At 47.6% G+C, this 7188-nt stretch carries 11 protein-coding genes; 4 read left to right on the forward strand and 7 right to left on the reverse strand.

What is annotated here, in order from left to right:
* Positions 1 to 23 precede the first annotated feature (23 nt).
* Positions 24 to 548, forward strand: coding sequence for a TetR/AcrR family transcriptional regulator (locus STRDD11_RS09195; RefSeq protein WP_128837065.1), 525 nt, complete (start codon positions 24 to 26; stop codon positions 546 to 548).
* A 10-nt stretch (positions 549 to 558) separates the two neighbouring features.
* Positions 559 to 1134, forward strand: coding sequence for an NAD(P)H-dependent oxidoreductase (locus STRDD11_RS09200; protein ID WP_128837066.1), 576 nt, complete (start codon positions 559 to 561; stop codon positions 1132 to 1134).
* Positions 1135 to 1189: 55 nt separating this feature from the next.
* On the opposite strand, the gene STRDD11_RS09205 is transcribed toward STRDD11_RS09200, so the two are convergent.
* Positions 1190 to 1465: a DUF3165 family protein gene (locus STRDD11_RS09205; protein WP_128837067.1), complete on the reverse strand. Its 276-nt coding sequence runs from the start codon at positions 1463 to 1465 to the stop codon at positions 1190 to 1192.
* Between the two features lie 22 nt (positions 1466 to 1487).
* Positions 1488 to 3335 (reverse strand): translational GTPase TypA, encoded by a 1848-nt coding sequence (typA, locus tag STRDD11_RS09210; protein ID WP_128837068.1) that lies wholly within the window; start codon positions 3333 to 3335, stop codon positions 1488 to 1490.
* Between the two features lie 181 nt (positions 3336 to 3516).
* Between typA and STRDD11_RS09215 the strand changes: the two genes are divergently transcribed.
* The gene (locus STRDD11_RS09215) at positions 3517 to 4239 is read left to right on the forward strand and encodes a pseudouridine synthase (RefSeq protein ID WP_128837121.1); all 723 of its coding nucleotides are present in this window, start codon (positions 3517 to 3519) and stop codon (positions 4237 to 4239) included.
* Positions 4240 to 4427: 188 nt separating this feature from the next.
* Here the strand turns inward: STRDD11_RS09215 and STRDD11_RS09220 are convergent, their stop codons facing one another.
* The 4 genes from STRDD11_RS09220 to STRDD11_RS09235 all read right to left on the reverse strand — a co-directional run bounded on the left by STRDD11_RS09220 (position 4428) and on the right by STRDD11_RS09235 (position 6139).
* Positions 4428 to 4643, reverse strand: coding sequence for a DUF4190 domain-containing protein (locus STRDD11_RS09220; protein WP_206512692.1), 216 nt, complete (start codon positions 4641 to 4643; stop codon positions 4428 to 4430).
* Between the two features lie 122 nt (positions 4644 to 4765).
* Positions 4766 to 5146 (reverse strand): rhodanese-like domain-containing protein, encoded by a 381-nt coding sequence (locus tag STRDD11_RS09225; protein ID WP_128837069.1) that lies wholly within the window; start codon positions 5144 to 5146, stop codon positions 4766 to 4768.
* 1 nt (position 5147) lies between these two features.
* Positions 5148 to 5366, reverse strand: a complete 219-nt coding sequence (locus STRDD11_RS09230) for a YqgQ family protein (protein ID WP_128837070.1) — start codon at positions 5364 to 5366, stop codon at positions 5148 to 5150.
* A 257-nt stretch (positions 5367 to 5623) separates the two neighbouring features.
* Positions 5624 to 6139, reverse strand: coding sequence for a Dps family protein (locus tag STRDD11_RS09235; RefSeq protein ID WP_128837071.1), 516 nt, complete (start codon positions 6137 to 6139; stop codon positions 5624 to 5626).
* 161 nt (positions 6140 to 6300) lie between these two features.
* On the opposite strand from STRDD11_RS09235, the gene STRDD11_RS09240 reads away from it, so the two are divergent.
* Positions 6301 to 6963: a prepilin peptidase gene (locus STRDD11_RS09240; protein ID WP_128837072.1), complete on the forward strand. Its 663-nt coding sequence runs from the start codon at positions 6301 to 6303 to the stop codon at positions 6961 to 6963.
* Here STRDD11_RS09240 and STRDD11_RS09245 read toward each other — a convergent pair.
* On the reverse strand, positions 6932 to 7188 hold a 257-nt coding region (locus STRDD11_RS09245), incomplete at its 5' end, for a tryptophan synthase subunit alpha (RefSeq protein WP_164828448.1). The two genes, STRDD11_RS09240 and STRDD11_RS09245, sit on opposite strands and share 32 nt — an antisense overlap.

Genomic DNA, 7188 nt, shown 5'->3' on the forward strand with positions numbered 1-7188 from the left:
GGTCAGACTAGGAGCCCAGCAGATTGAAAAAAGAGGGCTGGCAGAGCCTGTCTCTCCGCAAACTGACCGCACAATGCCAGGTCAGCCATGCAGCCAGCTACCGCCATTTCGAGAACAAGAACGCTCTCTTAAATGCTCTGATTCCAGTGATTTCAGACCATTTCGCAGCCTATCTCAAGAGCGGCAAGCAAGGGGTTCAGACTCCCAGAGAGGAGCTGGTCCATCTGGGCTATCAGTTCATTGGCTATTGCCAAGACTATCCGCATCTCTTTGACTTTCTCTTTTTCAGCCCCTATGCCCTGACTACCCAGTTTGATGAAGCGGGCCATCTGCAGCTGGAGATGGATGTCGCCTCCTTTCGTTACAATCGGGAAGTCATCCAGCGCTTCATTGATTCTCTGAATGGACATTATGATTTTAACCTTGCCTTTATGCACCTGTGGAGCTTCATCTTGGGAATCAGCACGCTGATACGCCAGGGCATTTACTCGTCCCAAACGGCCGGTTTGTCTCACATCATCGAGACAACTTTTGCATTTTATCAATAGGAGGTATACTATGACAACCGCTATTATCTATGCGCATCCTTATGACAAGAGCTTCAACCACGCTATTTTAAATACGGTTCTTGACTCTCTTCGGAGCCAAAAGCAAGAGTATGAACTCTTGGACCTCTATGCCGACGGTTTCAATCCGGTTTACACAAAAGAAGAGCTGGCTCTCTTCAGCCAGGGTCAGGCGCTGGATCCGCTGGTTCAGCATTATCAGGAAGTGATGAAAAAGAGCAGCCGGCTCATCTTCATCTACCCTATCTGGTGGAATGATGTCCCCGCCATCGTCAAGGGCTTCTTTGACAAGGTCTTTCTGAAAGAATTTGCCTATCGGGATAAGCCGTCCGGTCTCCTAGAAGGTCTGCTGCCCAACCTGCAGGAAGCCATCATCTTTTCCACATCTGCCGGGCCCACCTGGTATGAGCGCTTCATTGCCGGCAACGCTTCTAAAAAAATCGTCCTCAGCAACACTTTGAAATCTGTCGGTGTCCAAAAGAAAAAATGGTTTAATGTCGGCCGGGTCAATAAAATCTCCGACCCAGAACGGCAGGCCGCACTGAAAAAAATTGCCGAACTTGTCTAAAAAAAGAATGGAAATTCAGAAAATCAATGATTTTCGCTTTCCATTCTTTTCTTTTTTATTCCAACTCTTGGTCAGCCTGTTTCTTTGATTTATTAGGCGGCTTCAGGCGGCTGATGTCGCGCAGGGCCAAGATAGCAATCACTGACAGGCCGAAGCCCACAAAGTACTCAGCCGGCAGCCGAAAGACCTGAAAGAGACCCAGACCAAATAAAATAATCAGAGCCACAATCAAGAGAACCAAGGTGACCGCATTGAGCGTCCCCTTGATACTGGCGGGAACAGCAAAAATATAGAAAAGCAGAATCAAGATTCCGATGATTAAATAGACCATTTTGCTGCTCCTTTCCCAGCATTTATTCAGCTGCTTTTTTCTTTTTATTTTTATTGGCTTTTTCGCGCTCTGCCTTGTTGAGAATCTGCTTGCGCAGGCGGATAGATTCAGGAGTGACTTCCATGTATTCGTCATCATTGAGGAATTCCAGTGATTCTTCCAGCGTCAAAATCCGCGGTGTCTTGATAACCGCTGTCTGATCCTTGGTCGCAGAGCGGACATTGGTCATCTGTTTCGCCTTGGTAATATTGACAGTCAGGTCATTTTCGCGGGAATTTTCCCCGATAATCATGCCTTCGTAAACTTCCGTACCTGGATTGACAAAGATGGTGCCCCGCTCCTCGATAGACATGATGGAGTAGGTCGTTGCCTTGCCGGCATCAATGGAAACCAGTGCACCGCGGTGGCGGCCGCCGATTTCACCCGGGATGAGGGGCAGATACTGATCAAAGGTATGGTTCATAATCCCATAACCGCGGGTCATGGAAAGGAACTCCGTAGAATAGCCAATCAGACCGCGGGCAGGAACCAGAAAGACCAGACGGGTTTGGCCGTTGCCGGCTGCCACCATATCCAGCATTTCGCCCTTGCGCTCAGACAGGCTTTGAATGACGGAACCTTGGTATTCTTCCGGTGTGTCAATCTGCACGCGCTCGAATGGTTCGCATTTAACACCATCTATTTCTTTGACGATGACTTCCGGACGGGACACCTGCAGCTCATAGCCTTCACGGCGCATGGTTTCAATCAGGATAGAGAGATGCAGTTCCCCGCGGCCGGAAACAATCCATTTATCCGGCGAATCGGTCGGGTCTACACGGAGAGAAACGTCAGTCTGCAGTTCTGCCTGCAGGCGTTCTTCCACCTTGCGAGAAGTTACCCATTTTCCTTCACGGCCGGCAAATGGTGAGTTATTGACCAAGAAGGTCATCTGCAGGGTCGGCTCATCGATGTGCAGGACCGGCAGGGCCTCCACTGCATCCGTCGGTGTGATAGTCTCTCCGACAAAGATGTCCTCCATACCGGATACCGCAATCAAATCCCCCGCCTTGGCATCAGTGATTTCCCGCCGTTCCAAACCGAAGAAACCAAAGAGCTTGGTCACCCGGAAGTTTTTCGTAGTGCCGTCCAGCTTAGAGAGAGTCACCTGATCGCCGACCTTGACTGAGCCGCGGAAGACACGGCCGATACCGATACGGCCGACAAAGTCATTGTAGTCCAAAAGGGACACCTGAAATTGGAATGGCTCGTCAGAATTATCCACCGGCGCCGGGATATGATCGATAATGGTGTCAAAAATCGGCGCCATGGTATGCTCTTGGTCTGCCGGATCATCTGACAGGGAGGAAGTCCCATTAATAGCAGAAGCGTAGACAACTGGGAAATCCAGCTGATCATCATCCGCTCCCAGCTCAATAAAGAGCTCCAGAACTTCGTCCACTACTTCTGCCGGGCGGGCAGACGGCTTATCGATTTTATTGACTACAACAATCGGCACCAGATCCTGCTCCAAGGCTTTTTTCAGCACAAAGCGGGTCTGGGGCATGGTGCCTTCATAGGCATCGACAACCAGCACTACACCGTCAACCATCTTCATAATCCGCTCAACTTCGCCGCCGAAGTCCGCGTGGCCCGGTGTATCCATGATATTAATCCGAGTGCCCTCATAGGCAACGGCCGTATTTTTAGCAAGGATGGTAATGCCGCGTTCTTTTTCTAGGTCATTCGAGTCCATGGCCCGCTCCTGCAGCTCCTTGCGCTCATCCAGTGTATGAGACTGCTTGAGCAATTCATCGACCAAGGTTGTCTTCCCGTGGTCAACGTGAGCGATAATAGCGATATTCCGAATATCTTCTCTTAATTTTGTCATGATTTCCTCTGAATTTTTAAATTTTATTTCTAACTGAACAATTATACCACAGACCGGCTCAAAAAACACGGTTCAGCTAAGTGTAAATGTTTTCAGCAAGCATTTCTCCCTCCTCCATAAAAAAATCAGGCAGCTCTCAGGAAAATGTGCTATGATAAAGAAAAAGGAAAAGGAGGGAGCCATGCGACTAGACCGCCTGCTGGCTGAGCAGAATATCAGCCGCAAAAGAATGAAGCAGCTGCTGCAGCGAGGCCAAATCCTTGTTGACGGCAGAGCAGCCCGCCGACTGAGCCAGAATGTTGACTGCGGTCTTCAGACTATCTGCCTAGAGGGCAAAGCTGTCCAGGGCCAGCCTCACCGTTACTGGATACTCCACAAACCGGCCGGCTATGTGACTGCCAACCGTGACACCGAGAAAGCAACCGTACTGGATTTGATAGAGGAAGACTGCAAGGAGCAGCTTTACTCAGTCGGTCGGCTGGATCGGGACACTGAAGAACTGCTGCTGCTAACAGACAACGGCCCTCTGGGATTTCAGCTGCTCCATCCTCAATACCATGTGGACAAAACCTACTATGTGGAGGTCAACGGTCCTTTAAGCCCAGATGATGTTGCCGCTTTTGCCAAAGGCATTGTCTTTTTGGACGGTACCGTCTGTCAGCCGGCACAGCTGATGATTCACTCCTCTGCCCCCTTTTTTAGCAGAGCTGCGGTCACTCTTTCTGAGGGCAAGTTTCATCAAATCAAAAAAATGTTTCTGGCTGTCGGTGTCAAAGTCATCTATCTCAAACGCACGCATTTTGCCGGCTTTAGATTGGATACAGACTTAGCCAAAGGAAATTACCGCCCTTTGAATCAAGAAGAATTCCAGACTATTAAAAGATTTTTGGAGGAAAGTTGGTAAAAAAAAGAGTAGGAAAGAACTCCAAACAAACCAAAAGAGTTCGCCTCCCCACCCCAGCACAGCTGCTTTAGTTATCTTTGGAGCTGAAAAAAGCCAACGAAGATGGCAATCAGCCACAGTGGCTTGCAAATCAAACAACAGAAACACAGAAAGCTGGGTACGCTTGTCCCAGCTTCCTTTTTAGGGGATTAGTACCCCAATGCATTCATAGCCATCATAAACCCTGCAACCATGTTAATTGCAGAAACAGCAATGCCGACGATATTCAGAATTTTTTCTGTATTATAATTCAAATTAGCCTCTTTTTGGTGTGAACTAGCCAGAACCAGTCCAATGATTCCTAAAACAAGTCCAATCAAAGCGAACAAAAGGCTAAAAATAACAGATAGGATACCTAAAACCAAAGAAGATTTTTTCTTTTCCTACATGTTGTAAAAACTCCTTAAATATTAATATTGGTTTATTATAACACTTGAAATCTATTTTGCCTATATCCTACGATATTTTTTTTCACATTTTCTCTCCATCAGCTTGTTTTTACCTTGCCATTCCAAGAATCCAGTCCATAGGAAAGAATGTAGATTTCTTTAAATCCTTGTTTTTTCAGATACAAAGCCGCATTGGTCACGCGCTGGCCGCGGCTGTTTTCATATAAAAGAACGGCCTTATCCTTGCGAAGCGCACCGATACTATCCTTCAGCTGCTGGGAGGGAATATTGCGAGCACCCAGAATATGCTTGCGGTGATAATCCGACGGATCGCGCAGGTCAACCAGCTGCCCCTGACGAATCAGGCCTTCAAATTCCCCATTGTCCACGACTTTCGCCGCCCGACGCAGGCGGAGATAGTTAAAGCCCATCCAGCCCAGCATTCCCAAAAGCAAAGCCCACAAAATCCAAGTTACCATCTCAAGTCTCCTTTTTCTTCTCTAAATATTCTAACTCTAGCTGATGTTCTCGGCGCAGCACAGATTCCGCTGCCAGATAATCCAGCTTATCCATCAGCCCGGCATCGTAAATTCTCTCCAGCTCAATTTTCATCATTTCGATATCGTAGAGGCGCTTGCCCATGTAGATGATAATGCCAAAACTTTTGAGAAATTGCTGAACATCATACAGTGTTTTCATGAGCCTTATTTTATCAAATTTTCAGCCTCTTTTCAAGACAGAAAGAAAGGAGGTATGCGTCTCAGGTTTTGCCTCATTTTTTGAGAAGAATGAAGCAGAATGGTTAAGAAATGAAAAAACAGAGATTATCGCTCCCCGCTGGTTTGGCCGTCACCAACAGCCTAAACTCAACGGCATCCTGCAGACTGGGTTCCTTAAGGGCTATAGAAAAACAGAAAGGAAGACCTGCTCCTTTCTGCTTTGCATGGATAAGCTGTTTATAAGCCTGGTGCTTGGCCGATTTCTGCCGTCAGCATCCAGATGGTCTTTTCAAGGTCGGCTTTGGCTCCGACAAAGATATCATTGGTCACATCATCACCCTCTTCATCCGTTACATCCAGAGCCTTTTGGTAGAGGCCGGTCAGATAGCGGAAAATCTCAATGACACGTGTCAGGCTTTCTTCAACACTCTTGCTGAATGTCCCCTCTTTTTCTTCGATATTGCTGTGTTGGATAAACTCCGTCAGAGTTGAGTAAGGCTTGCCGCCCAGTGTAATCAAGCGTTCGCTGACTTCGTCCAAAGTTTCATCCAAGGTTTCCATGTATTCGTCCATCTTTGGATGCCAAACCATAAAACCAGCCCCGCGCATATACCAATGCACCTGATGCAGGGCGATGTGAGCCGTATAGAGATCGGCGACAACTTGGTTGAGAATCGCCTTGGTTTTAGGTAGAGCCTTTTGGCTGCTGAAAGTTGCTACGTCCGTCACTGCTTCATTTTTTACTTGCGTCATATTTTTACCTCGCTTATTTATAATGATTCTAATCTTTGTGATTATGAGTTAATTATAACCTTTCTAAATAAGAAATTCAAGTCTTTTGACTCAGAAAGTATCTTTATGAGAAAAGTTGCAAAATTTCAGAATATTTCAGCGAAAAATGCGAATAAATAAGTATGATTCATCTATATTTTTTCTTCGTCGGCAGCAGTATCGCTTCTTTTCTGGGGCTGGTGATTGATCGCTTCCCGGAGCGTTCAGTCATCAGACCAGCCAGTCACTGCAACCGCTGCGGGCAAAAACTGGCACCCCGAGATTTAATCCCTATCCTCTCCCAGCTCATCAACTGCCTGCGCTGTCGTTTCTGCAGCGGCAGGATTCCCTTGCGCTACTTGCTTTTTGAATGTGTCTTGGGCAGTCTTTTTCTGACAGCTTCATTCGGGATCCTCTCCGCCAGCCAGCTTCTGCTGCTCTCTATGGGTCTGACTCTGGCAATTTACGATCAGCGGGAGCAGCAGTACCCCTTGATGATTTGGCTGATGTTTCACCTCATCTTGACTCTGACGGCCGGCTTCAGCTGGCTGATGCTCGGCTTTTTGCTGCTGGGCCTGCTGGCCTATGTCTGGAATATGGGGATTGGCGCTGGCGACTTTCTCTTTCTGGCTTCCTGCGCTGCTATTTTCAGCCTGACAGAAATTCTCATTCTCATCCAGATTGCCTCTTTCTCCGGCCTCGCCTGCTTCTGCTTTAAACAGAAAAAAGACAGGCTGGCATTTGTGCCCTGTCTTTTGCTCGGCGTGGCGGTGCTTATTTCTTATAAGCTGCTGCTGCTTGGATAAAGGCTGCGATACTGGCGTCCTTTTCATGAAGAGCTTTGACAATCTTGGATCCGACAATGACACCGTCTGAGACTTGATTGAAACGGGCAACATCCTCCAGGGTCGAAACGCCAAAGCCCGTCAGTACTGGAATCTCAGCAATATCATGGAGCTTGCTCAAGTGCTGGTCCAAATCATTGCGGTAATCACCGCTTTTTCCTGTCACACCATTGATGGCAACAGCAT

Origin of the sequence: Streptococcus sp. DD11, from assembly GCF_001578865.1 — a bacterium.
Lineage (GTDB): Bacteria > Bacillota > Bacilli > Lactobacillales > Streptococcaceae > Streptococcus > Streptococcus panodentis.

Excerpts from the sequence above, each read along its gene's own strand:
- STRDD11_RS09200 (WP_128837066.1), top strand. The coding sequence starts at position 559 with ATGACAACCGCTATTATCTATGCGCATCCTTATGACAAGAGCTTCAAC.
- STRDD11_RS09205 (WP_128837067.1), bottom strand. The coding sequence starts at position 1,465 with ATGGTCTATTTAATCATCGGAATCTTGATTCTGCTTTTCTATATTTTT.
- typA (WP_128837068.1), bottom strand. The coding sequence starts at position 3,335 with ATGACAAAATTAAGAGAAGATATTCGGAATATCGCTATTATCGCTCAC.
- STRDD11_RS09215 (WP_128837121.1), top strand. The coding sequence starts at position 3,517 with ATGCGACTAGACCGCCTGCTGGCTGAGCAGAATATCAGCCGCAAAAGA.
- STRDD11_RS09225 (WP_128837069.1), bottom strand. The coding sequence starts at position 5,146 with ATGGTAACTTGGATTTTGTGGGCTTTGCTTTTGGGAATGCTGGGCTGG.
- STRDD11_RS09230 (WP_128837070.1), bottom strand. The coding sequence starts at position 5,366 with ATGAAAACACTGTATGATGTTCAGCAATTTCTCAAAAGTTTTGGCATT.
- STRDD11_RS09235 (WP_128837071.1), bottom strand. The coding sequence starts at position 6,139 with ATGACGCAAGTAAAAAATGAAGCAGTGACGGACGTAGCAACTTTCAGC.
- STRDD11_RS09240 (WP_128837072.1), top strand. The coding sequence starts at position 6,301 with ATGATTCATCTATATTTTTTCTTCGTCGGCAGCAGTATCGCTTCTTTT.